The 22,578-nt window shown below is 37.1% G+C and carries 19 protein-coding genes and 1 riboswitch; of the genes, 16 read left to right on the top strand and 3 right to left on the bottom strand.

What is annotated here, in order from left to right; all coding sequences use genetic code 11:
- Positions 1-4 precede the first annotated feature (4 nt).
- On the top strand, positions 5-484 hold the full coding sequence (locus HMPREF3032_RS05650) for a deoxycytidylate deaminase (RefSeq protein ID WP_009354146.1): 480 nt from the start codon (positions 5-7) through the stop codon (positions 482-484).
- A 141-nt stretch (positions 485-625) separates the two neighbouring features.
- On the opposite strand, the gene HMPREF3032_RS05645 is transcribed toward HMPREF3032_RS05650, so the two are convergent.
- Positions 626-1,120, bottom strand: coding sequence for an S-adenosylmethionine decarboxylase family protein (locus tag HMPREF3032_RS05645; RefSeq protein WP_062402869.1), 495 nt, complete (start codon positions 1,118-1,120; stop codon positions 626-628).
- 225 nt (positions 1,121-1,345) lie between these two features.
- Between HMPREF3032_RS05645 and HMPREF3032_RS05640 the strand changes: the two genes are divergently transcribed.
- The 12 genes from HMPREF3032_RS05640 to HMPREF3032_RS05580 all read left to right on the top strand — a co-directional run bounded on the left by HMPREF3032_RS05640 (position 1,346) and on the right by HMPREF3032_RS05580 (position 16,901).
- Positions 1,346-4,162, top strand: coding sequence for an FAD-binding and (Fe-S)-binding domain-containing protein (locus HMPREF3032_RS05640; RefSeq protein ID WP_062402866.1), 2,817 nt, complete (start codon positions 1,346-1,348; stop codon positions 4,160-4,162).
- Positions 4,163-4,295: 133 nt separating this feature from the next.
- Positions 4,296-4,426: riboswitch (FMN riboswitch) on the top strand.
- A 95-nt stretch (positions 4,427-4,521) separates the two neighbouring features.
- Positions 4,522-5,652, top strand: coding sequence for a bifunctional diaminohydroxyphosphoribosylaminopyrimidine deaminase/5-amino-6-(5-phosphoribosylamino)uracil reductase RibD (gene ribD, locus HMPREF3032_RS05635; RefSeq protein ID WP_062403453.1), 1,131 nt, complete (start codon positions 4,522-4,524; stop codon positions 5,650-5,652).
- Positions 5,633-6,286, top strand: a complete 654-nt coding sequence (locus tag HMPREF3032_RS05630; protein ID WP_009353516.1) for a riboflavin synthase — start codon at positions 5,633-5,635, stop codon at positions 6,284-6,286. Before ribD ends, HMPREF3032_RS05630 begins: the two co-directional genes overlap by 20 nt.
- Before the next feature lie 14 nt (positions 6,287-6,300).
- On the top strand, positions 6,301-7,497 hold the full coding sequence (locus HMPREF3032_RS05625; RefSeq protein ID WP_009353506.1) for a bifunctional 3,4-dihydroxy-2-butanone-4-phosphate synthase/GTP cyclohydrolase II: 1,197 nt from the start codon (positions 6,301-6,303) through the stop codon (positions 7,495-7,497).
- Between the two features lie 76 nt (positions 7,498-7,573).
- Complete coding sequence (ribE, locus tag HMPREF3032_RS05620) at positions 7,574-8,032, top strand: 6,7-dimethyl-8-ribityllumazine synthase (protein ID WP_009353515.1); 459 nt, start codon at positions 7,574-7,576, stop codon at positions 8,030-8,032.
- Positions 8,033-8,046: 14 nt separating this feature from the next.
- Positions 8,047-8,919, top strand: a complete 873-nt coding sequence (gene hslO, locus HMPREF3032_RS05615; RefSeq protein WP_062402863.1) for an Hsp33 family molecular chaperone HslO — start codon at positions 8,047-8,049, stop codon at positions 8,917-8,919.
- Between the two features lie 28 nt (positions 8,920-8,947).
- Positions 8,948-10,000, top strand: a complete 1,053-nt coding sequence (mtnA, locus tag HMPREF3032_RS05610; protein ID WP_062402860.1) for an S-methyl-5-thioribose-1-phosphate isomerase — start codon at positions 8,948-8,950, stop codon at positions 9,998-10,000.
- 9 nt (positions 10,001-10,009) lie between these two features.
- Positions 10,010-11,287, top strand: a complete 1,278-nt coding sequence (locus HMPREF3032_RS05605) for an amidohydrolase (RefSeq protein ID WP_062402857.1) — start codon at positions 10,010-10,012, stop codon at positions 11,285-11,287.
- An 11-nt stretch (positions 11,288-11,298) separates the two neighbouring features.
- Positions 11,299-13,086, top strand: coding sequence for a WG repeat-containing protein (locus tag HMPREF3032_RS05600; RefSeq protein WP_062402854.1), 1,788 nt, complete (start codon positions 11,299-11,301; stop codon positions 13,084-13,086).
- A gap of 1,147 nt (positions 13,087-14,233) precedes the next feature.
- The gene (gene rpsU / locus HMPREF3032_RS05590; RefSeq protein ID WP_009353131.1) at positions 14,234-14,413 is read left to right on the top strand and encodes a 30S ribosomal protein S21; all 180 of its coding nucleotides are present in this window, start codon (positions 14,234-14,236) and stop codon (positions 14,411-14,413) included.
- 20 nt (positions 14,414-14,433) lie between these two features.
- A complete protein-coding gene (locus HMPREF3032_RS05585; RefSeq protein WP_062402848.1) occupies positions 14,434-14,886 on the top strand; it encodes a GatB/YqeY domain-containing protein in 453 nt (150 codons plus the stop codon).
- Between the two features lie 119 nt (positions 14,887-15,005).
- Positions 15,006-16,901: a type I glutamate--ammonia ligase gene (locus HMPREF3032_RS05580; RefSeq protein ID WP_009353130.1), complete on the top strand. Its 1,896-nt coding sequence runs from the start codon at positions 15,006-15,008 to the stop codon at positions 16,899-16,901.
- A gap of 235 nt (positions 16,902-17,136) precedes the next feature.
- On the opposite strand, the gene HMPREF3032_RS05575 is transcribed toward HMPREF3032_RS05580, so the two are convergent.
- Positions 17,137-17,556, bottom strand: coding sequence for a phosphate-starvation-inducible protein PsiE (locus HMPREF3032_RS05575; protein WP_038144480.1), 420 nt, complete (start codon positions 17,554-17,556; stop codon positions 17,137-17,139).
- 69 nt (positions 17,557-17,625) lie between these two features.
- A complete protein-coding gene (gene tpx / locus HMPREF3032_RS05570; RefSeq protein WP_062402845.1) occupies positions 17,626-18,141 on the bottom strand; it encodes a thiol peroxidase in 516 nt (171 codons plus the stop codon).
- 124 nt (positions 18,142-18,265) lie between these two features.
- Here tpx and HMPREF3032_RS05565 point away from each other — a divergent pair, with 124 nt between their 5' ends.
- The 3 genes from HMPREF3032_RS05565 to HMPREF3032_RS05555 are packed head-to-tail and all read left to right on the top strand — an operon-like array spanning position 18,266 to position 22,544.
- Complete coding sequence (locus HMPREF3032_RS05565; RefSeq protein WP_062402842.1) at positions 18,266-20,002, top strand: ABC transporter ATP-binding protein; 1,737 nt, start codon at positions 18,266-18,268, stop codon at positions 20,000-20,002.
- Positions 19,992-21,725, top strand: coding sequence for an ABC transporter ATP-binding protein (locus HMPREF3032_RS05560; RefSeq protein ID WP_062402840.1), 1,734 nt, complete (start codon positions 19,992-19,994; stop codon positions 21,723-21,725). Before HMPREF3032_RS05565 ends, HMPREF3032_RS05560 begins: the two co-directional genes overlap by 11 nt.
- A gap of 12 nt (positions 21,726-21,737) precedes the next feature.
- Positions 21,738-22,544, top strand: a complete 807-nt coding sequence (locus tag HMPREF3032_RS05555; RefSeq protein ID WP_062402838.1) for a TrmH family RNA methyltransferase — start codon at positions 21,738-21,740, stop codon at positions 22,542-22,544.
- Positions 22,545-22,578 lie beyond the last annotated feature (34 nt).

Here is a 22,578-nt window from a genome sequence, read left to right as displayed (position 1 = left end):
TCCTATGGAAAAACGTAAGGACTATATTAGCTGGGATGAATATTTTATGGGTGTTGCCATGTTAGCAGGGCAACGCTCCAAAGATCCCAATACACAAGTAGGGGCTTGTATTGTGAGTGATGATAATAAAATTTTATCTATCGGTTATAATGGTATGCCCTTAGGTTGTGATGATGATGATTTCTCTTGGAATCGTAATCGAGAAGAAGATAATAAATATTTTTATATCGTTCATAGTGAACTGAATGCCATTTTAAATTATCGTGGTGGTTCACTAGAGGGAAGTAAAATATATGTCACTTTATTTCCTTGTAATGAATGTGCAAAAGCCATCATTCAAAGTGGTATTAAAGAAGTTATCTATTGGCGCGATGATTACAAAGATACACGAGAAGTACAAGCATCAAAACGATTGTTTCAAACTGCCGGAGTAACTATTACGGCTTATGAACCAAGTGGTAGACAATTATCTTTACAACTATAATTGTAAAGGCTACATCTGTATATAATAAGGCTGAACTTGAGGATATATTCCTAAGTTCAGCCTTTTATGTTGGAATAGTATAATATCGAACAAAAGAACGGCTAGTTTCCATTAAGGGCTAGCCGTTTGTATGTTCGATATTTATTTGTTGTTACCCATTACTTTTTTGATGGCTTTTACACTTTTAGAAGTAATATTTTTGCCAGTTTTTGTCAACCGTGTACGAGTTCGTGTAACTCTACCCATAGCAGTTAGAGAAGACTGTTTACGAGGCTTCATGTCTCTTTCATTACCAAAGTCACCACGACGGATGCTAGTAGCCTTTACTTTTTCAGAACCCACAGATCGTTGTAATTCTTTCATAATTACTTTTGGTTCTACAGATTTTTCAAATGTATATACATCTGCTGCTACATAGCCTAATTGTGGATATGCATGAAGAATTACATGGCAGTGATGGGATACGGCTACCAAGAAGATTTCATCTTCTAAAATTTGGCAATCGATTTCCTCAACACATTGATTTGTAATTGCTAAGGCATTTACAATAGCATCTTGTAAGACAGCAGGAGATTCTATTTTTTCATCAATACATGAATATAAATCAATTAAAACGTGTTCACCTAAAACGTGCATGTTTTCACCTACTTTCATTCATAGTCTATTATATAAAAAATTTTTAATTTTGTAAATTTGTTATACTTTTTTGTAATAGTTATGATTATAAAAATTAATTATAGAATTTACGAAACTCTACTCCTATGGTAAGCTATAGGTAAGACATAGAGAGCTATGCCCCTTTGAACGAGTCGTTCAAATTTATAAATCATACTACATATAGTAATGCTAGGAGGTCCTATTATGAAAGCACCGTTACGTTACGATTTTGCTTCTTTTTCTACGGAAGCACAGACCGTATGCCCTGATCGAGTATTTACAGATTTTTTACACCGCTATGCTTATGGTGTAGATGCTTCTTGTTATTCGTATGTACCACAAGTAGTGGTGAAAGTTAATAATGAATCAGAAGTGATTCGTATTTTAGCTTTAGCAAATCAATATGGTACACCAGTGACTTTTAGAGCAGCAGGTACATCTTTATCTGGACAATGCTCTAGTGAACATGTATTAGTGGTGGCTAATGATGGCTTTAAACGAATGGAAGTATTAGACGGAGGTAAAGCATTACGTTGCGATTGTGGCGTTATTGGGGCCGATGCGAATGAAAAGTTAGCTCCTTATGGACGCAAAATTGGCCCAGATCCAGCTACTATTGCAAGTGCTTTAGTAGGGGGGATTTTTAATAATAACTCTTCTGGTATGTGCTGTGGTACTGTAGAAAACTCTTACCAAACGGTAAAATCTGTTCGTGTTGTGTTGGTGGATGGTACGATTTTAGATACTAGTGATCCAGCTAGTGTACAAGCTTTCATGACCTCTCGTGCTGACCTTGTGAAAGGATTATTAGATCTTCGTCAATGGATTTTTGATGATCCAGAATTAGTAGAGTTAATTCAACGTAAATTTAAAATTAAAAATACAACAGGCTACTCCATTAACACCTTAGTAGACTTTGAAGATATTGTGGACATTTTAAATCATATCTTTATTGGTTCTGAAGGTACATTAGGCTTTGTATCTGAAGTGGTATATAACACAGTAGAAGATAAAAAATTTAAAGCTTGTGGTCTTGTATTCTATAAAGAGCTATCCGATGCGTCCCGCGCAGTTGTAACCTTAGCAAATATGGGGCGTCAATATGTAGTATCTGCGGAAATGATGGACTACCTCAGTCTTAAGAGTGTACAAAAGTTAGAGCAAGTACCAGATTTTGTACGTGGAGTGCCAGAGGGTACTAGCTGTATTCTATTCCAGTCTGAAAGTAATAATGAGCAAGAATTAGAAGAACAAGTGGAATATATTAAAGAACAATTAAAAGATATTCCAACTATTATTCCTAGCTTATACTCTACGAATCCGGAAGAATACAATTCTTGGTGGTATATTCGTAAAGGGTTGTTGCCAATTGCAGCAGGACAACGCAAATCTGGTTCTACGGTAATCACAGAAGATGTATGTTTTAAAATTGAGGACTTTGTCAAAGGTATCGGTATCATTACAGAGTTATTCCGCAAATATGATTTTATGGATAATGGTATTATCTTTGGCCATGCCTTAAGTGGCAATGTTCATTTTATTATTACTCCAGACTTGAATGATCCAAGAGAACGTGATAATTTTAGTGGACTTGTGAAAGAAATGGCAGAACAAGTAGCAGCTGTAGAAGGTAGTATTAAAGCAGAGCATGGTACAGGTCGTATGGTAGCGCCATTCGTTGAGTTAGAGTGGGGTGTGAAAGCTTACCAAGTTAACCGCCGTATCAAAGAATTATTTGATCCTAATTACTTAATCAATCCAGATGTTATCATTACAGATGATCCAGATGTATATAAAAAGAACTTGAAAGCGATGGCGGCTATTGATCCATTGTTCAATATGTGTATTGAATGTGGTTTCTGTGAAAAGAACTGTCCATCTAAAAACTTAACATTAACACCACGTCAACGTATTTCCTTAGTACGTGAAGAAACACGTCTTCGTCAAGAAGGTAAACATGCAGAAGCAGATGCATTATCTGAAGGTTATCAATACTATGGTGTAGATACATGCGCAGCATGTTCCATGTGTTCCATGCTATGTCCATTAGGCATTGATACAGCACAAATCGCCTTATCTGTTCGTAAAGTAACAGCAAAAGGTCATGGTATTGCAGAAGCGATTTATGATAATTTCCCAGCTACCTTAGCAGCAGCCCGCATGGGTGTTACATTAGGTGGTGCAGCAGGTAAAGTGATTACTAATAAGTTAATCTCTAAAATTACAAAAGGGGCTCACGAACTAACAGGAGTGACACCATATGCTCCAACTACATTGCCAAAAGCTAACCGTCATACCTTGAAAAATCAACGTAATACAGTAGGCAATGATAATGTTGTGTATTTCAGTACTTGTGCAAATCGTGCTTTCAAACCAAATCAAGGTCAAAAAGATACTCGTAGCTTGCAACAAGTGATGGAAAACTTATGTAAAAAAGCAGGTTATAATGTCATTTATCCACGTCATATTGAAAACTTATGTTGTGGTTTGAGCTTTGAAAACTATGAAGACATTGATAAACGTGCATTACGCGATTTAGAAAATGCTTTATTAGAAGCAAGCTGTGGTGGTGTATATCCAGTTGTGATTGACCATTCTGCATGTTTCTCCCATGCTTTCAAACATATTAAATCTGTAACAATCCTTGATGTATCTGAGTTCTTATACACACATATTGTTCCTAAATTAGATATTGTGAAGTGTAAAGAGCGTGTTATTGTTCACAAACAATGTAAAATCAAAAAAGCTGGCAAAGAAAAATACATTGAACTGCTTGCACGTGCATGTACTGATGAAGTATTCAATATTAAATCCTTTGCATGTTGTGGTTTCGCAGGGCAAAAAGGTTTCTTTACACCAGAATTGAACCATTCCGCTACACGGGATTTAGGAGATGAAGTGAAAGAGTACGGGGCTACATTAGGAGTAAGTTCTAGCTCTACATGTGAAATTGGTTTAGGCGAACGTGCAGGTATTCCATTCATCGGTATTGCTTACCTATTAGATGCATGTTCTAAATAATTGTGTAATACATTCATACAACATGAAAAGAAAAGCAGCCCTTTTAGGGTTGCTTTTCTTATTACATTGCTATAGTAAGCAATTTATGATACAATAAAGTCATCTTATAAAGATAAGAACTAAAATCAAATAAAGAAGTCTTTGAGGCAAGGTGCGAGGGGAACCTCAATTCCTGACCGGCGGTATAATAGTCCGCAAGCTCTTGAGAGCAGATCCGGTGATATTCCGGAACCGACAGTAAAGTCTGGATGGGAAAAGACAGTATATTGATAGCTATTGTGTATGTTATCAAATATTTGGAATGCTAAAGGGACTATGTATATAGTCCCTTTTTTGTGTAGAGGTGAGCCATGACACATATGACAACTGATGAAAAATATATGGCAAAAGCGATTGAATTAGCAGAAAAAGCAAGAGGATGTACATCTCCAAATCCAATGGTAGGAGCTATCATTGTAAAAGATGGGCGCATCATTGGTGAAGGATATCATCAAAAAGCCGGCGAGCCTCATGCAGAGGTGTATGCATTACATCAAGCTGGTATGGATGCTAGAGGAGCTACCTTATATGTGACACTAGAACCGTGCTCACATTATGGAAAAACACCGCCATGTGCTAAGCGCGTAATAGCTGCAGGTATCTCTAGGGTTGTCATTGGTATGATTGACCCTAATCCATTAGTAGCGGGTAAAGGCCTAGCTATGCTACAAGAAGCGGGCATAGAAGTGGAGATTGGCGTTTTGGAACGACAATGTGTGGAAATGAATGAAGCATTTATTACATACATTAAAACGGGTAAGCCTTTCGTGATTTTAAAATCTGCCATGTCCATAGATGGAAAGATTGCTACTGCTAGTGGTGAATCAAAATGGATTACCAATGAAGAAGCAAGGCTCGATGGACATCGTATTCGTAAAGAAGTAGATGCTATGTTAGTAGGGGTAGGTACGATTATAGCGGATGACCCATTACTAAGTTGTCGTCTTCCACAAGAAACCGTAGAAAATCAACCGCATTTATACATTCTAGACTCTCAAGGTAGAACTCCACTAGATGCAACCATTTGGACAGTACCTAATCGCAATATAACAATATTTGTTGGCGAAGAGTGTGGGCTAGAACAAATGGGAGCTTTCAGTGATAAGGGAGCAGAAGTTATTGTGACGCCATCCAATGAAAGAGGTTTAGACATTTCCTTTATTTTGGAAGAACTAGGTGCTCGTCAATGTATGAGCCTGCTCATTGAAGGTGGAAGCCAAGTGGTGGCTAGTTTTGTAGAAACTAAATCTTTTGATAAATTGGTAACCTACATTGGGAATCGTATTATTGGAGGTATTGGAGCTACACCAGCTGTGGGTGGTTTAGGCTTTTCTAGTTTAGATGAAGCAGTACAGCTAGATATTGATGAAGTGATGGCTGTTGGTGATAATATGAAAATAATTAGTTATCGAAGAGGAAGAGAAGGCGTTTATGTTTACGGGGATCATTGAAGAAATAGGGACCATACAGAGTGTAAAACGTTCCCAAAGCTCGCTTACCCTTGAAATTGCAGGAACTATCATTTTCGATGATTTAAGAATTGGTGATTCCGTAGCGGTCAATGGTGTATGCTTAACAGCCACGAACATAGGAGCCCAAAGATTTACAGCAGATGTGATGCCAGAGTCAGTTAAAATGACATCATTAATAAATCTTTCAGCAGGAAGTAAGGTAAATTTAGAACGAGCTATGGCTGCCAACGGTCGTTTCGGTGGCCACGTAGTGGCAGGGCATGTGGACGGTCAAGGCAAGATTATCGGTAAAGATCATGTAGGTAATTCTATTGTGTTCCGTATCGCTGCCGATGATGCTATTCTACACTATGTTATATACAAAGGGTCTATCACTGTGGATGGAGCTAGTTTGACTGTTTCCAAGGTGGGAACTGGTTGGTTTGAAATTTCTATTATACCTCATACGATTGGAAACACTATTTTGCAATATGCTACTATTGGTACTACAGTGAACTTAGAAACAGATATTTTTGGCCGTTATATTGAGCATTTTATGAAAGAAACTCATCTGGAGTCTACTAATACTAGTACAGTGACGATGGATACTTTAGTGCGTAACGGCTTTTTATAGAAAGGATGATATTTATGTCCTATACATTAAACTCTATTGAAGAAGTAATTGAAGACTTAAAAGCAGGAAAGCCTGTGATTATTGTAGATGATGAAAGTCGTGAAAACGAAGGTGATTTAGTTTTGGCTGCTGAATTTGCTACTCGTGAAAGCATTAACTTTATCATCAAAGAGGCTCGAGGTTTATTGTGTACACCGATGTTGGAAGGTGATTTGCTACGACTTGGTATTCCTCAAATGGTAGAAAAGAATACGGATAATCATGAAACAGCGTTTACTGTATCAGTAGACCATGTGGATACGACCACAGGTATTTCTCCAGAAGAACGTGCTGTAACGATGCAAAAACTCATTGATCCAAATGCAAAACCAGAAGATTTTAGACGTCCTGGACACGTATTTCCGTTGCGTTACAAAGAAGGTGGAGTATTAGTACGCCAGGGCCATACAGAAGCATCTATTGACCTTTGTAAACTAGCTGGATTATATCCTGCGGCAGCAATTTGTGAAATTACCAATGATGAAGGCTATATGTCACGTATGGATGATTTATTGGCTTTCAGTAAAAAACATAATTTAAAGATTGCTTCTGTAGAAGCTTTAGTGGAATACAGAAAGCGACACGATAGATTAGTAAGCATTGCAGCAGAAACAAAACTACCTACAAAGTTCGGTGATTTCCGCATCATTGTGTTTAAAAATGAAGTAGATCATAAAGAACATCTTATGATTGTAAAAGGTGATGTACGTGGAAAATCTGATGTGTTGATGCGTATTCATTCTGAGTGCTTAACAGGAGATGTATTTGGTTCTCATCGCTGTGACTGTGGGGAACAATTGGAAAATGCATTGCGCTCTATTGAAGAGCAAGGCGAAGGCATCGTTATCTACATGCGCCAAGAAGGGCGTGGCATTGGATTAACGAATAAAATTAAAGCCTATACACTACAAGATCAAGGGTACGATACAGTGGAAGCCAATGTGAAACTAGGATTCCCACCAGATATGCGTGAATATTCCTTAGCGGCACAAATGTTGCGCGAATTAGATGTAAAAAGTGTTAAGCTGTTGACGAATAATCCAGAAAAGAAAGAGGATTTAGAGCGTTGGGGAATCACTGTATCTAAGCGAGTTCCTATTGTGATTAAAGCCAATAGTATTAATGCAAAATATTTAAATACAAAAAAAGAAAAAATGCGTCATATGCTGTAATAATATATGAAAATAACACCTAATAAACAGTGTGCTTAGGTCCATATATGTCTTATATGAATAAAGGAGAATTACAATGATTCAAGAAGGTAAATTAATAGGTACAGGTAAGAAATTTGCTATTATCGGATCTCGTTTTAATGAGTTCATCACATCTAAATTAATTAGCGGTGCGAAAGATGCATTATTGCGTCATGATGTGCAAGATAGTGACATTACTACTATTTGGGTACCAGGTGCTTTTGAAATTCCTTTAATTGCTCAAAAAGCGGCGAAAAGTGGCAAATATGACGCTGTCATTTGTTTAGGTGCAGTCATTCGTGGTGCTACTACCCATTACGATTATGTATGTAACGAAGTGGCAAAAGGGATTGCTCATGTATCCTTAGAATCCGGTGTCCCTGTTATGTTCGGTGTAGTCACAACAGAAAACATTGAACAAGCTATCGAACGTGCTGGTACAAAAGCCGGTAATAAAGGATTTGATTGTGCTATGGGTGCTATCGAAATGATCAATCTATTGGAATCTATGTAGAAAGAAGGATATCCGTGGATTTTATTAAACGTTATACAACAGCAGAAGGGTTGCGGCTATCCATTGCCGTAACTACTGATACCGTAGAAGAGGCGAGAGTTCGCCATGATTTGTGGCCGGTAGCAACAGCTGCGTTAGGTCGTACTATGACTGGGGCTATGTTAATGGCTAGTGATTTTAAAAATGATGAAAATGTAAGTATCCGATTGCGTGGTGATGGACCTTTGGGCATTGTTCATGTGGATGCATTCAGTAATAACACTGTACGAGGATATGTGGACCATCCCCATGTAGATGTACCACTATTGCGAGAAGGAAAGCTTGATGTAGGGGCTGCTGTAGGGCGTAATGGAGAGGTTCAAGTGACTCGGTTTACTAAACTTCGTCAAAACTATACTTCCCAAAGTCCGATTCAAACAGGTGAAGTGGCGGAAGATTTAGCCTATTATCTAGCTATGTCTGAGCAAGTAGGTTCTGTTCTTAGCCTAGGTGTACTAGTGGATCCAGATTACCATACGATTGTAGCAGGTGGTTTTTTAGTACAAGCTTTACCGGATGTAACAAATGATGCATTTGATACAATTGAAGCAAATTTGAAAACTATTGGACCTGTTACTAATTATTTGAAAGCAAATCCTAATGCAGAACACTTGATGGAACGCATTTTGGATGGATTTACTGTACAAGAAGTCTATAGTGAGCGTATTCATTTCGCATGTCCTTGTAGTCGGGAACGATTTTTTGACCGATTAGCAAGTTTACCTAAGCATGACAAACAAGAATTAGCACAAGATGAAGTGACAGAATTAACTTGTCACTACTGTAATGAAAAATATCACTTTTCTAAGGAAGACATGCAAACCTTATTAATCGAAGAAACACATTAATGCTACTTGTTTCTATGGAGGGAACAGTATGAAAAGTATTGAATGGAATGGATCAGAAGTTATTATCTTAGATCAAACGAAATTACCTGCATCTGTGGAATATGTACGTTGTACTGACTGGCGTCAAGTGGCTGAAGCCATTAAAATGCTTCGTGTGCGCGGGGCCCCTGCTATTGGTGTATCAGCCGCCTATGGATTAATTCTTGCCTTCCGTGAGAGCTATCATCGTGGTGGGGCTAGTGCAGAGATTTTGTCTGAATTTAGAGCTTTTGCGGAAACCTTACGCCAAACTAGACCGACAGCTGTTAATTTAATGTGGGCTATTGATCGAGTATTGCGTATTGTAGATACTTTCACAGGCGATATTGGCGAGTTAGATGCGGTTCTTGTAAAAGAAGCTATCGCTATTGATACTGAAGATGTTGCCTTAAATGAAAGCATGGCAAAACATGGAGCTACATTATTCCAAGATAAAGAAACATATCGTATTTTGACACATTGTAATGCAGGAGCTTTGGCTACAGCAGGGATAGGCACCGCATTAGGAGTGATTCGAGAAGTCCATGCACAAGGTAAATTGGATCGTGTGTATGCAGATGAAACAAGACCGTTATTGCAGGGGTCTCGACTAACTGCTTTTGAACTTCATGAAGATGGTATTCCTGTGACATTACAAACAGATAATATGGCTGGTTATGCTATGCAACAAGGTCTTATTGATGCAGTGATTGTGGGGGCTGACCGCATTACTTTAGAAGGTGATGTGGCCAATAAGATTGGCACATATAGTGTTGCCGTATTAGCCAAACATCATAATATTCCATTTTATGTAGCTGCTCCGTATAGTACATTTGATTTCTCTATGGCAAGTGGTAATGATATTCCTATTGAAATGCGTAATCCTCAAGAGGTACTGCAATTCCAAGGCGTTCCTTCGGCACCGCAAGGCATTGAAGTATTGAATCCGGCTTTTGATGTAACACCTCATGATTTAGTGACCGCTATTATCACAGAAGAAGGCGTATTACGACCTCCGTTTAACGAAAGTATTCGCAATTTACAAGAAAAGAAAAGGAAATAGGAGTTGAACATGGTTGATGTTGTTATCACACATGTAGATGTGTTACAAGAAAATTCAATTGTAAGAGATATAGCCATTGTCATTGAAAATGGATATATTAAAGAATTTGTTTCTAATGATGCTGTACCTCAAGCTAAAGAAGTGATTGATGGTAAAGGTATGCTAGCAGCCCCAGGAATGGTAAATACGCATACTCATATTGCTATGGGCTTATTGCGTAATTACGCAGATGATTTGGAGTTAATGGATTGGTTACAAACTGCCATCTGGCCAGCGGAAGCTAAATTGAATAATCACTTAGTCTATTGGGGTACACAGTTAGGTATTGCAGAAATGTTCCGTTCTGGTACTACTTGTTTTAGTGATATGTATTTCTTTATGGATCAGACGGCTGAGGCTGTGAAAGAAACAGGTATTCGTGCCGTTTTATCTCGTGGTATGGCTGGTGTGGCACCTACGGCAGAACAAGCTTTAGTAGAAAGTAGAGAATTATTCCTTAACTATCATGGATATAATCAGCAGCAAATTAAAGTTATGCTAGGTCCTCATGCACCATATACTTGTCCCGATTCGTATTTAGAACGAGTGGTTCAATTAGGTCATGATTTAGGGGCACAAGTTCATATGCATTTAAGTGAAACAAAAGGAGAAGTGGAAAATGTTATAAAAGCTACTGGTAAAACTCCTATTGCACATATGAATGACTTAGGCTTGTTTGATTTAGGTTGTTTAGCAGCCCATTGTGTGCATGTAACAGATGAAGATATGGATATTATGAAAGAAAAATCTGTTCGTGTAGCTCATAATCCACAATCGAATTTAAAATTAGCCAGTGGTATTGCACCAGTGCCAGAAATGCTTGCTAAAGGAATTGTGGTAGGCTTAGGTACAGATGGTTCTGCTAGTAACAATAATGCAGATATGCTAGAAGAAGTGCGTTTAGCAGCTATGCTACATAAAGCTCGTTTATACGATCCATTGGCAATACCTGCTCAAACGGCTTGGGAGCTTGGTACAGTCATGGGAGCTAAAGCATTAGATTATAATGATTTGGGCATATTAGATGTAGGATATCGGGCAGATATTGTATTGTATGATACGTCAGGATTGCATTGGCAACCACGGTATAATGATGTAGCATCCTTAGTGTATGCGGCCAATTCATCAGATGCTACTACCGTTCTTGTGGGTGGTAAAGTAGTGATGAAAGATAAAGAATTATTGACTATTGATGAAGAAAAGTTGCGTTATGAAATAGAACAAGCGCAGGCTGTATTTCAAGCGTAATAGGAGCTCTTATGAAAGTATGTAAAAAGTTAGCACTGGGACTTGTTTTAGCAAGTGCATCTACTATGGTTACACCGTTTATAGTACAAGCAGAGACACATGTATCTGGTGGCGTTGGTTATCACGGTGTAGGCTACTATCGTGGCATGGAATATATGCGTGGATACTATGAGGGAAGGGCCTTTGTATTGGGGGCTTTTAGTAAACATATTGACCATCCTACAAAGAGTTATAAAGTTGCAAATGAGGCTAAGGCACTGGGTGATGTGCAATCACAAATGGAAAAACTTAGCCATGAACCGTACTATTACATTGGTAAATCTAAAGATGGTAATAGTATCCTATCATCAGAAGGACAACCTGTAATGGGACCTAAAAAAGAGTTACATATAGGTCGCTTAGATAGTACAGGAAAGCTAGACGTTGTACTATATGAAGAGGCAGGTAAAACAGTATTAGAAACTGTGAATACGGGTTCTTCTATTGTCATGCCGACAAAGCATGTAGAAGTATCACCTACAGGATTAATCTATGCTATGAAAGGCGAGGCAACTAGCTATTATAATCTGCAAGGTCAAATGTTGCATAGTAAGCCCTTTAAATTTGATAAAGAATTATATGGTGACTTGCATAGCGTAGGTACAAGCAATAAATTAGTAGCAATATTTAATGCTCGAACAGGAGAATATAAATCGGATGAGATATTTACCTCTCTAAGTTGGAATCAAAATACAGGTCTTATTTCCGGTTATCAAAGAGATGGATCTATTTTATATTTTGATGATGAAGGTAATCATGTAGAGTCAGCTACAGCTTTGAAAATTATCTCACAAACGGAAGGTACTCAACCCCGTAAAATACAAATGCCACAACAAGTTGAGGGTGAGCGGATTCAACGCGTATTAGCTCCTTTCAGTGAAGGAATTGCCTTTGTATTATTAGGCAATAAACAAAAGGTAGCTATTGATGAAAGCGGAAAAATACTATTTTCTGTGAAAGAGTATGATGAAATTGAACCCTACCTAAATGGGATAGCTCGTGTAACAAGAAAGGCTCATGGGTTAAATTTTGGTGGAATTTTTAATACATTGGCGGCTGCTTTGGTGAAAGGTGCATTCTATCATCAGGCAAGCTATGGTGAAACTGACTATGCTTGGACAACCTCTAAATTAAAACGAGGGTATATTGACAAAACAGGCAAAGAAGTTATTTCTTCTAAAAATCAGATGGTCAGCCCATTAACTGAAGCCGGGATTATGACCTATAAAGATGGCCGTTTTGGACTGTATACCAAAGAGGGTGTTGAAGTATTCCCAATGGTCTATAAAAATATTACATATATGCCAGAACTAGGAGCCTTTCTCTTACAAGATGAAGAAGGGCGTTGGGGTGTAAAACGTCAAGATAATAGTACTATGCTTCCATTTGCGTATTCAAAATTAGAAGTAGTAGCTCCTACGGTTTTGGTTGGTAAATCTGGATCCGCTTATCGAATGATTTCCTTAGATACATTCCGTGAAATTGGTGAAAGTTATGATTCCATCACGGCGCCTAAACCATTCTATGGTGTTTACAGTGGATTAATTGGTAAACGAGGAAATAATATATACCTTGTCAATCCATTAACAGGCGAAAGTCTATTGCAATTACCATCGGACACATCTAAAGTGGATACAGCTACTTTAGAAAGCGTAGTTTATAAACAACATGGTAAATATGGCGTTCTTGATTTTAATGGAAAATCTATTGTTGAGCCGGTGTATGAATCTATACAGGTATTTGTAGGTAAAAGTAATTAGTATCTACTACTATTTATAAATGATAGAATCATCAATATATGTGTTTTCCTTATAATAGCTATAGGTATGGCGTATATAAGAGGGGTCTTTTGACCCCTCTTTTAATTGACAAAAATTCATTTATATTACTATAGAATAAATTGATTTAACATACTGTAAATTTAAGGTAACCAATGAGCAAGTGCTCACTATATAGTGTTCGGATAAGTTCCATTTTCCACAGGGAAAATGGATTTTTTATTAGGAGAATGGTAATGCAACTCTGGAAATCACTGGTATGTGCATCATTTCTTTGTGGCATGATGGTCATATCAGGGTGTTCCTGGACAGGACATCAACAAAGTGTAATCACTCAGGAAGCTTCTACAAGAACGGAAATCAATAAGACTGGTACGCCCGTTATTATGCCAGCTCGCCCTAAGCGTGTAGTCATATTGAATACTGCTAATATTGATATGTACTTAGCGGTACAAGGAAGTATAGTGGGCGTATGGATGCGGCTTCCTTATCAGGAGAGTTAGTCGTGTAACTAATCTAATTGATAGTCAGAAGGTTGAGTCTAGCGTAGCTGGTGTATCACAACGTCATCAATACTACAATGTAGATAAAGCAAAAATTCAGGGTTTAGAATTAAGTGTAGGTCATAAAGTATCTAATCGTATCACCTTAAAAGGAACCTTCAACTATATTAATGCGAAAGATATGACAACTGGCTAGCGCTTAGGTAATCGTCCAAGATCAGTAAGAACGTTACAGCTGATTTATGATGACCATAAATCCAATGGATACAGCGCAGTATTATGGAATAGCCTTACACATAAATATGGTTTTGATGCTACTCAAAATAGAGGTACTAGTACCCATAATGATTACTCTTTTAACACATTAAACTTCAGTGTCAATAAAAAATGAAATAATGGATTATCTGCCTACATAGGAATTGATAATCTATTAAATCGTGAAGTTCATGATTTGTATATTGATGGTCGTATGTATCGTATGGGCATGGAAATGAAATTGTAACATGAATTCCTAGAAACTATAGGGGAGTAGGCTTGACAAATATATGTCAACTGCTTATAATATCTGTATGTGCGTATATAAATTACCTGCACTTCCATTATACGTTTTGGAGGGGGGGATATAGATGTCAGAAATTAAAGTCGGTAAAAATGAATCGCTTGAAAGTGCACTTCGTCGTTTTAAACGCTCCTGCCAAAAAGCAGGTGTTTTATCTGAAGTACGCAAACGCGAACATTACGAAAAACCAAGCGTAAAAAGAAAGAAAAAATCTGAAGCAGCAAGAAAACGCAAATTCAAAGCGTAAGTCAATCTTGGAGGTACAACATGTCCTTAAAAGATCAGCTTAAAACAGATATGAAAGAAGCTATGAAAGCTCGCGAAGCGGGTAAGGTTGCTCTTTCAGTCATTCGCATGGTAAATAGCGCCATAAAAAATACAGAAATCGATAAGAAAATTGAATTAGAAGATTCAGATATTATCGCTATATTAGCGAAGGAAATGAAAATTCGTCAAGATTCTTTAGCTGAGTTTGAGAAGGGTCATCGTGATGACTTGATTGCTCAAGTAAAAGCTGAGATGGAAGTATTAGCAAAATATTTGCCTGCCCAATTAAGTGAGGAAGAAATTCGTCACATTGTGGTAGAAGCGATTTCCACCCTAACTGCACCGATTAAGATGGGTGACCTTATGCCATTGGTAATGCCAAAGACTAAGGGCTGTGCAGATGGCAAGTTAGTCAATGCCATTGTCAAAGAAGAACTTGCAAAAGTCAACTAATGAGTTGACAGACTTATTTGATTATGTTACTATAATCGCATAATATAATACTAAGTCAATGAGGACTCTAAGAAACATAGTTTCTTAGAGTCTTTTTGTTTATTATGAGGAGGTTTATCATGAGCAAAGAATTATTATACTACATTCCAGCGGGCCAATATGGTAAAGAAGGTGTTCTTGCCTTACTAGAACAACATCCAGAAATTCGTTTTGTATCTTTAGTAGGGGTTGATCTTGCAGGTAATGATACAGATGAAAAAATTCCAATGGAGCAATTCTTTGATGATTATGAATCTTTTTTTGAAGGCCGTGCGGTACAAACAGATGGTTCCTCTGTTGTATTAACTAATATTGCAACATTGAACAATGCTCGTGTAGATATGTGGGGCGATCCAAGTGTGAATTGGTTTGTAGACTATAACTATGAACATATTGATGAAAAAACAGGCAAACCAACTGGTACACTTCGTATTCCAGCATTCTTAAAACACTGTGATCGTTATGTAGACTCTCGTTCTATCTTAAAACGTAGCTGTGAATATGTAAAAGAAGAATTGATGAAATTATTACAAGCGAACCAAGTGAAAGGCATGGAATTTATCGATGCTAATGAAATCGCTGACGTTATCTTTACATCTGCTACAGAATTGGAATTTTGGGTGAAAACACCGTCCAGAAATGTAGATGCAAAAGCGTTATCCGTATCTCAAAAACTACAAGAGCAATACTGGCAACGTACCCATGGTTCCGTACGTACAGCTTTAGAAAAAGCAGTATCTTTGTTAGATAAATATGGTTTACATGCAGAAATGGGCCATAAAGAAGTAGGCGGGGTAAAAGCCAAACTTGACGATGAAGGTAATGTGGACTGGGTATTAGAACAATTAGAAATTGACTGGAAATATACAAATAATCCATTGCAAACAGCAGATAATGAATTGCAAGCCCGTATCATTGTTCGTGAAGTGTTCCGTGAAAATGGTTTAGATGTTACTTTTAACGCGAAACCAATCATCGGTGTAGCAGGTTCTGGTGAGCATACACATTTTGGTGTAATGGTGAAAATGAAAAATGGCAAAGTCCACAATTTGTTCTCCCCAGCGGATTTACGCAAAGAACATGCTAGCCCATTGGCATATGGTGCTATTATGGGTCTATTAAAACACTACGAAGCTATCAACCCATTTATTTCCTCCACAACAGACTCCTTGAACCGCTTAAAACCAGGCTTTGAAGCACCTGTATGTATCGTAACATCCTTGGGTACAGATCCTGCATTGCCAAGTCGTAATCGTACGATCCTTTGTGGCTTGATTCGCGATGTGGATACACCGATGGCAACTCGTTTTGAATTGCGTTCACCAAACCCATATACGAATACATATACTGCATTAGCATTGATTTATTTATCTGCTTTCGATGGCATGAAATATGTCATCACATCTGGTAAGGCACCAGAAGCGATTTTAGCTGAATTATCAAAAAAAGAAGGGGAAGCAGCTGATTATCTAGAAACATCCCGTGAATATCGCTCAGAAGTTGACGTATTTGATGATTTCACCGCAGAAGAGCGTGATCGTAAATTTGGTAAAGCCCCTGCTACGGTATGGGAAAATATCCAAGGCTATACAAACAATCCAGAAAAAGTAGCATCTTTAACATTGGGTGGTGCTTTTGAACAAGATTTAATGGATTCCTTTATGGCGGGTATTTTAAAACGTTGGACATTGGAACTAGCAAACCGCATTGTGCCAGCTAATATTCAATTAGTGCGTTCTTTACAAGCTGTTCATGATACAGCAGATGCATTTGATAGTGCAAACTGGAATAAAGTCAATACATTACGTTTATACTTGGCAAAAGATAGTGTAGATAGCAAATCTTTATTCACGCGCATCACTGATGCATTAGCAAAAGGTGATTATGATACAGCATCTACATTGCAAGTTGAAATGAATGAAAAAGTGCTTGAATTAGAAGCGTTATATGCAGAATATACTCGTAACATTTTATAATTTATAGCATATGTAACGCAGTAAATGTGCGAATAGATTGTGATAATGAAAATATGTAAAACTAGTTATGGTTCCACAATCATATAGTATAAATACATAGTACTGCGCATAATAAAAAGGACTGAACACGAAATCGTGAACAGTCCTTTTTGCATGTTTTGATTCTATATCGTTACTATAATTAAGGAGATCATAGAGCTATTGATGATATACCTACAATAAATAATGAGAAAACTTACAACCTTTCGCCAGTATTAGGCTCTTTACCATATCGAACGACTAATACTAAACTGATGACTAAGGCCAAGATAGCAGAAGACCAAAGAAATAAATCTATAGCAGATTCATGAGATACAATAATCAGTCGAATGATGGCAGTAATGCCGATGTAGATAAAGTAACGAAGAGGGAAGTGGAAGTTGTTTTTAAAATATTTTACCACTAAGGATAAGAATTCAAAAAATAGAAAGAAATTAATAATTTCTTCTAAAAATGTAATATATGCCACTTCGGTTGTGAATAAACCTGGTATGAGCGTTACAATATGAAATGCTGTATTCAAAACAGCTACGGTTAATACAATGCCGATAGAGAATAGAGTGAAGTTTAGAACCCACTGAAAAAATGTAGATATTTGTTGCAAAAAATAATTCATTTGGACCTTTCCAATAAAAAAGGGTGGAGTGACGAATCACTGCACCCTTATATACTTTGTAAGTAACAATTATACTAACGCTTTAGTAGCCGCTTCAGCTGCATCAAAGTTTACAGCAGAAGTTACCTCTGGTACGTATTCTACATAACGAACTACATCGTCTTTGTCGATGACAACGATACCACGAGATAATAAGCGTAAGCCTTCAAGAATGAAACCATAATTTTCGCCGAAAGAAAGATCGCGGTGGTCAGATAAAGTTTCAACTTGGTCGATACCAGCAGCACCACACCAACGTTTTTGAGCGAATGGTAAGTCTACGGATACTGTCAATACAACAACGTTTTCACCTAATTTAGAAACGTTTTGATTAAACCAACGAGTTTGCGCATCACATACGCCAGTATCCAAAGATGGTACTACAGAAATAACTTTAACTTTACCAGCATAATCAGCTAATGTTTTTTCACCTAAGCCATTGTCTAATAGTGTGAATGCAGGAGCTTTATCACCTACTTTTACTTCATTACCTAATAAAGCGATTGGGTTACCTGCAAATGTTACTACACCTGTACGTTTTTCCATTGTATGTTCCTCCTTAAAATACGGAATATTATCTTTTGTATAATGACATTATAACATGGTACAATAAAATTAGTAAATAAACTTTATCGAAAAAAATCGAAATTATCATAGAATGGGGGTACTTATGAAAGGTTTTCATTTATTCCGATACTTTTTCAAAGATCATTCGTATAAATATATTATTGGAATCATATTACTACTTACTATAAATGGGCTATTCTTACTGGTTCCTTCTTGGATGGGGGAAGCTATCAATACATTATATGTTGGCAAAGATGGAATCTGGCAGTATGTATGGTGGTTTATCGTATTAGGTATTGTTATTACTGTGTTAAAATTTATCTCTCGTCATATGCTTCTAGGTTCTATCCGTAATTTTGAGTTTTATTTACGTCGAGAGTTATTTCGACATGCCTTACGCATTCCTACATCTTATTATGATGAACATGGTCCAGGAAAAGTTATGGCTTTGATGACAAATGATGTAACCTCTCTACGTGTGTCTCTGGGATTAGGGGTTATGTTATTTGTAGATGCCTTATTCTTTGGGGTCATTGCGTTTTGTATCCTTGTTCAAAAGATGTCCCTCTGGTTAGCAATGGTGACTATATTGCCGATGCCATTTATTGTGTATGGCATGTTGAAGCTTTCAAAACATTTACGAAGTCGTCAAAAGAAAGCACAAAGTTCCTACAGTGATGTGACAGAATATGCTCAAGAGTTATTTTTAGGTATGGCAGTCATTCGTGCATTCAACAAGGAGTATACAAGCTGGAAACGGTTTATAAAAGTGAATGAAAAGAACTATGAAAATAATCTAGATGTGGTGCGAATTGATTCCTTACTGACTCCATTAACGTATATGGCACCCTTTGTTTGCTATGCACTTAATATGTATGTGTGTGGTCAAGCTATCATCAATGGAGAACTAACAGTAGGCGAATTTGTGGCACTTAATGGGTATGTCATGCTTGTTATAGGACCAATCATGGCGATTGGCTCTTTAACATCTGTATTGCAAAAAGGCTTGGCCTCCTTGGAACGAATGGAAGAGTTCTTTGAACTTCCTCAGGAAGAAATTCAAGAACAAGTAGGGCACTTACCACTAGAAGATATACATATAGAAGGGTTAAACTTCGCCTATGCTACTAGCAAGGAACCAATTTTAAAAGATGTATCTATGCATATTCCAAAAGGAGCTTTTATTGGTATCGTTGGTGGGCCGGGATCGGGAAAGTCTACTTTATTTAAATTATTATTGGATATTCAGCATGCCCCTAAACATAGTATCTATTTTGGTTCTACCGATATTCAAGATATTCCGCTTAGTACATTACGTCATAGTATCGCCTATGCATCATCCACGCCTTCTTTACTAAGTGTATCCATTAGAGAGAATATTCAATTTGGTTATATCAATGGAAAAGATTTGTCAATGACTATTGAAGAAGCTGCTCAACGGGCGGGGTTATTTAGAGATTTAGAGGAACGTATTGAAGGGAATCGTAAGTATGATCACTTAGAAGAAGGTGGTACCGATGTATCTGGAGGACAACGACAACGAATTTCTTTGGCTCGTGCATTCTTTAAAGATGCTCCCTACTTGCTTTTAGATGATGCTTTCTCTGCGTTAGATGCTCATAGTTTATGTCATATCTTAGACACATTGCGATCTAATACAGAACAAACTATTATATGCATTTCACAGCGCTTAGAGGCCTTAGAAGGTGCAGATTGTATTTATGTGTTCCATGAAGGTCATATCGTTGAATCTGGTACGCATTCAGAATTATTACAACAAAAAGGTATGTATCATCAGTTGGTGATGTTGCAAAAGCGAGGAGATAGCCATGAGAACTAAACAAAAAACAGATTATCATGTGCTATTACATTTGTGCACATTTATAAAACCGTATATGTCCTATATGTGTCTTGGTGTTTCTATGTTACTTCTAGTGCTAGGAGTGCAATTAGTACGACCAGTTATTATGAAAGAATTTATCGATGTAGGCGTGGCAACTAAAGATATGGGACTCATAACGAATTATGCAGTCGCCTATATTGGATTAATTTTGTTTGGAATGATTGCATTAGGTGTTGAAAACTATGCTTTGCAAAGTTTTGGACAACGTATCATCTATGATATTAGAAATAAAATTTTTGAAAATATATTGACTATGAGTCCTAGAGAGTTTACGGCGTATCCTGTAGGAAATTTAGTGACAAGAGTTACCAATGATACAGAGTCGATTCGCACTTTATATACAGAGGTGCTCGTAAAAATAAGTAGTAGTATCTTTCAGATTATTGGTATTTTAGCGTTTATGTTCTTTATAGACACTACATTGGCTACCATAGTATTACTATTAGTGCCTGTATTTGCTGGGGTTATTTTTATCTATCGTAAGTATGCTAGAAAAGCTTTCAGAGGCGTTCGTAGTAAAGTAGCTGCATCCAATGCATCCGTACAAGAAATGTTAAATGCTATTTTGATGATTAAGACCTATGTAGGTGAAATTATCATGGAAAAAAGCTACGATAAGGTAAGTCGAGAGTTTCTAGAGGCAGGCCTATTTGAGGTAAAAACATTTGCTATTTTTAGGCCAATTGTAGATGGATTATTTTTTGTAGCTCTTATTGCTATTTTTACTGTGACTGGATATTTTGATTCTATTACGGAGGCAGGCACTGTTTTTGCATTTTTACAATATATTAATCGGATTTTTGAACCTATCAAAGAAATTGCTGAAAAATATGGTAATTTACAGTCTGCCTTAGCAGGAGCAGAACGTATTTTACCTATGTTGGAAAGTGAAACTAAGCAGGTACAAAAGAATATTGTGATACCAAAAGAATTTTCTTCTATTCATTCTATCGAGTTTGATCATGTCTATTTTTCTTATGATGGAACAGAAAATTATGTATTGAAAGATATTAATTGGTCCTTACAGGAGGGGGAATTCTTAGGAATAGCAGGTCCATCCGGTGGGGGTAAGTCCACGATGATGCAATTATTACTTGGGTTTGAACAGCCTACGAAAGGATGTATTCGTATAAATGGACATGATTTGAGTTCATTAGACGCAAGGATCATACGCCAATCAATGGGCTATGTATTCCAAGACTCCCATTTGTTTAAAGGTTCTATTGAAGAGAATATTTCTTTGTTTGATAGTTCTATTACAGAAGAAATGATAAAAGAAGCTGCTAAACGGGCTCATTTAGATAGCTCTGTACAGCGTTTGGAAGAGGGATATCAAACACCTGTGGGATATTTAGGATCTTTACTTTCACAGGGGCAACGCCAATTATTGTCTTTGGCTAGAACCTTGGTACAGAATAAATCATTATTAGTATTTGATGAGGCTACTTCCAATATAGATAGTCACACAGAAGAATTATTGCAACAATCTATTGCAGATATGAAAGGTGATAAAACGATGATTGCCATAGCACATCGTTTGTCAACGTTACGTGATGCTACAAAAATTATTGTCATATCCGATGGTGAAATTGTAGAACAAGGTACCTTAGAGAAAGTGCTAGGTCAAAAAGGTTTGTTTTATCAATTATGGAATGCATAAAGAAAGGGTATTATGGAAGATATTATTTCACGAGATAATAAAAAAATTAAGCACATTGTACAATTATATAAACGAAAATATCGTACTACGCATCAGGAATTTGTAGCTGAAGGATATCGTACAGTCATAGATATGCTGCCTACTGGTACAGTACGGTATGTCATTGTCAACATAGAATCCATAAAACAGGAACAGTTAGATCCATTGCTATCCTTATGTGGTATCTATGACGTACAGATATTTTCCATTTCAGATAACTTATGGAAAGGGATTGAAACAACCGTTCATGGACAAGGTATAATTGCTGTAGTATGTCAAAAAGTACATCGACTAGAAGATTTTCGTGTAAAAGAGAATGGTCTATATGTACTCATTGATGGAGTACAAGATCCAGGCAATTTAGGAACTTTAATACGAACTGCTGTTGGTGCTGGTGTAAGGGCTATGTTTTTAACATCTAATACGGTAGATATATACAATGAAAAAACAGTGCGTAGTACTATGAGTGGATTGTGTAAATTACCGATTTATACAAATGTCACAAAAGATAGTGTAGTAAAGCTTATAGAAGAGCAAGGAATCAAATTGTATGGAACTGTTTTAGAAGATAGTGTTAACTATGGAGAACCAAGTTATGCAGGGGCCACTATGATTGCTCTAGGAAATGAAGCAAATGGTATTTCAGAGGATATATTACAGTTGGTTACACAGAGAATTTCTATCCCCATGTATGGTCCCATGGAATCTCTGAATGTTGCCATAGCTGGAGCTTTGTGCATGTATAAAGTACAAGAAAGAAAACTTTGTCTATCCAAATAGCAATAATTTTGGTAGAATAAGAATACAATTATCC

Source organism: Veillonella sp. DNF00869 (genome assembly GCF_001553345.1).
Classification (GTDB): domain Bacteria; phylum Bacillota; class Negativicutes; order Veillonellales; family Veillonellaceae; genus F0422.
This window is presented reverse-complemented; position numbering and strand designations above follow the sequence as displayed.

What these genes read in the sequence shown, in the direction of transcription:
- HMPREF3032_RS05650 (WP_009354146.1), top strand. Translation starts at nt 5, where the DNA reads ATGGAAAAACGTAAGGACTATATTAGCTGGGATGAATATTTTATGGGT.
- HMPREF3032_RS05645 (WP_062402869.1), bottom strand. Translation starts at nt 1,120, where the DNA reads ATGCACGTTTTAGGTGAACACGTTTTAATTGATTTATATTCATGTATT.
- HMPREF3032_RS05640 (WP_062402866.1), top strand. Translation starts at nt 1,346, where the DNA reads ATGAAAGCACCGTTACGTTACGATTTTGCTTCTTTTTCTACGGAAGCA.
- ribD (WP_062403453.1), top strand. Translation starts at nt 4,522, where the DNA reads ATGACAACTGATGAAAAATATATGGCAAAAGCGATTGAATTAGCAGAA.
- HMPREF3032_RS05630 (WP_009353516.1), top strand. Translation starts at nt 5,633, where the DNA reads ATGTTTACGGGGATCATTGAAGAAATAGGGACCATACAGAGTGTAAAA.
- HMPREF3032_RS05625 (WP_009353506.1), top strand. Translation starts at nt 6,301, where the DNA reads ATGTCCTATACATTAAACTCTATTGAAGAAGTAATTGAAGACTTAAAA.
- ribE (WP_009353515.1), top strand. Translation starts at nt 7,574, where the DNA reads ATGATTCAAGAAGGTAAATTAATAGGTACAGGTAAGAAATTTGCTATT.
- mtnA (WP_062402860.1), top strand. Translation starts at nt 8,948, where the DNA reads ATGAAAAGTATTGAATGGAATGGATCAGAAGTTATTATCTTAGATCAA.
- HMPREF3032_RS05605 (WP_062402857.1), top strand. Translation starts at nt 10,010, where the DNA reads ATGGTTGATGTTGTTATCACACATGTAGATGTGTTACAAGAAAATTCA.
- HMPREF3032_RS05600 (WP_062402854.1), top strand. Translation starts at nt 11,299, where the DNA reads ATGAAAGTATGTAAAAAGTTAGCACTGGGACTTGTTTTAGCAAGTGCA.
- rpsU (WP_009353131.1), top strand. Translation starts at nt 14,234, where the DNA reads ATGTCAGAAATTAAAGTCGGTAAAAATGAATCGCTTGAAAGTGCACTT.
- HMPREF3032_RS05585 (WP_062402848.1), top strand. Translation starts at nt 14,434, where the DNA reads ATGTCCTTAAAAGATCAGCTTAAAACAGATATGAAAGAAGCTATGAAA.
- HMPREF3032_RS05580 (WP_009353130.1), top strand. Translation starts at nt 15,006, where the DNA reads ATGAGCAAAGAATTATTATACTACATTCCAGCGGGCCAATATGGTAAA.
- HMPREF3032_RS05575 (WP_038144480.1), bottom strand. Translation starts at nt 17,556, where the DNA reads ATGAATTATTTTTTGCAACAAATATCTACATTTTTTCAGTGGGTTCTA.
- tpx (WP_062402845.1), bottom strand. Translation starts at nt 18,141, where the DNA reads ATGGAAAAACGTACAGGTGTAGTAACATTTGCAGGTAACCCAATCGCT.
- HMPREF3032_RS05565 (WP_062402842.1), top strand. Translation starts at nt 18,266, where the DNA reads ATGAAAGGTTTTCATTTATTCCGATACTTTTTCAAAGATCATTCGTAT.
- HMPREF3032_RS05560 (WP_062402840.1), top strand. Translation starts at nt 19,992, where the DNA reads ATGAGAACTAAACAAAAAACAGATTATCATGTGCTATTACATTTGTGC.
- HMPREF3032_RS05555 (WP_062402838.1), top strand. Translation starts at nt 21,738, where the DNA reads ATGGAAGATATTATTTCACGAGATAATAAAAAAATTAAGCACATTGTA.